The sequence below is a fragment of the Streptomyces calidiresistens genome (genome assembly GCF_014141525.1).
GTDB classification, from domain to species: domain Bacteria; phylum Actinomycetota; class Actinomycetes; order Streptomycetales; family Streptomycetaceae; genus Streptomyces; species Streptomyces calidiresistens.
Map to the genome: position 1 here is coordinate 1 of NZ_VKHS01000987.1, position 1,758 is coordinate 1,758.

Below are 1,758 nucleotides of genomic sequence, written 5' to 3' on the forward strand. Positions count from 1 at the left end.
GCCCTCATCACCTCCCTGGTCTTCGTTCCCGGTCGGAATCTGCTGGCCCTGGGCGATGCCGAGGGCGCCCTCACCCTGTGGCCCCTCGCCGAGGGCACCGACCGTCCCCCGCGCACCCTGCCCGGCCACGACGGCGCGGTGGATTCCCTCGCGGCCTCGCCCTCGGGCACGTTGCTCGCCAGTTCCGGCACGGACGGCACCATCCGGCTGTGGGACCTGGCGGACCCGGCCGTGCCCGCGCGGCCGATCACCACGCTGCCCGGCGCGGAGATCACCGAGGAGACGCACCCGGACCCCGTGGGGACAGTGCTGCGCCGGGTCGCGTTCCATCCGGACGAATCCATGCTGGCCGCCCCGAGAGCCGTGAGCGAGGGATCGAGGCACGGCGCGCTGCGCCTGTGGCGGATCACCGATCCCCGGCAGCCCGAAGCCGTCGAACCGACCGAGAGCATCCTCCCCGAGTGTTACAAAGAATTGATCTCCGTGGCCTTCGGCGCCAGCGGCAGGACCCTGGCCACCTCATGCATCGGCTTCGGACCACAGGTGACGCTCTGGACGACCGACACCACCCGGCCCCACGCCCGGCGGGACCTCCTGCAGGGCGGCCAGGGTGCCGGCACCCTCCGCTTTCTGCCCGGAACCAGGCGCCTGCTGCACGCCACGGCGAACGGGGTCACGACATGGCTGGCCGACGACGCACCACGGGAGGGAGCGGCCGGCAGTCTCGGCGAACGCCCCGGAGGCTTCTACATCTCCACCGTCTTCGCCAACGGCCCGCGCCGGCTCCTCGCCTACCAGGGTTCCACCCACGGCGCCCTCTGGGAACTGACGGAACCCGGCGGCCAGCGGCTGCTCAGCAACCTGCCGGGCTCGGGGACCGTCGGTGCCGGAGGGCTCGCGTTCAGTCCTTCCGGCGCGATCCTGGCCCTGGGCGAGGTGGAGAACGGCGAGCCGGTGCTGCGGCTGCGCGATACCGGCGCACCGGACGCACCCGAGCTCGTCACGGTCTCCGAGGTCGGTCGCGCCACCGATGTGTCCTTCAGCCGGGACGGACGCCTGCTGGCCGTTGCCGACAACAACGGCGACGGGGACGAGAACCCGCAGATCCGGCTCCTGGACGTCAGCGACCCCCGCCGCCCCGCCCAGCTCGCCGCCATGCCCGCCAGGGCCTTCTCCGTCGCTTTCTCCCCTCGTGACGACCTGCTGGTCGCCACCGTCATGGACACACTTCTCGCCTGGGACGTCTCCGACCCCCGCGCCCCCGAACCGCTGCCGGAACAGCGCCTGACCCGGGGCTCGACCGTCGCCCGGGCCGTGTTCTCCCCGGACGGGCTGCTCCTGGCAGTCGCGGACTTCTCGGAACGCCTGCGGCTCTGGCGGGTGGCGGAGGGCCGCCTGGCGGGAGAGCCCACCCTCCTCTACGAGGAAGGAGGCAGCCACCCGGTCGCGTTCGCCCCGGACAGCCGCAGTCTGGCCTGGGCCAATACGGGCGAAGGGCACGTTCAGCTATGGGACCTGAGCACCCCCGCGACGCCGCAGTGGCGGGCCTCCTTCGGTCATTACGGGAGGAGCAAGCCGGACTCCGTCGCCTTCAGCCCCCACAACTCGGGAACGCTCCTGGTGGCGGCGGACAGCATCGAACTCCTGGTCACCGACCCCGACTGGATCATCCCCGGGCTCTGCTCGGGCGTGGGCGACACGATCACCCCCGCCGAGTGGGAAGTCCACGTGCCGGGCATGCCGTACGCCCCGCCCTGC

General features: G+C 72.4%; 1 protein-coding gene. It reads left to right on the forward strand.

What is annotated here, in order from left to right:
* On the forward strand, positions 1 to 1,758 hold a 1,758-nt coding region (locus tag FOE67_RS24750), incomplete at both ends, for a WD40 repeat domain-containing protein (protein ID WP_182667046.1).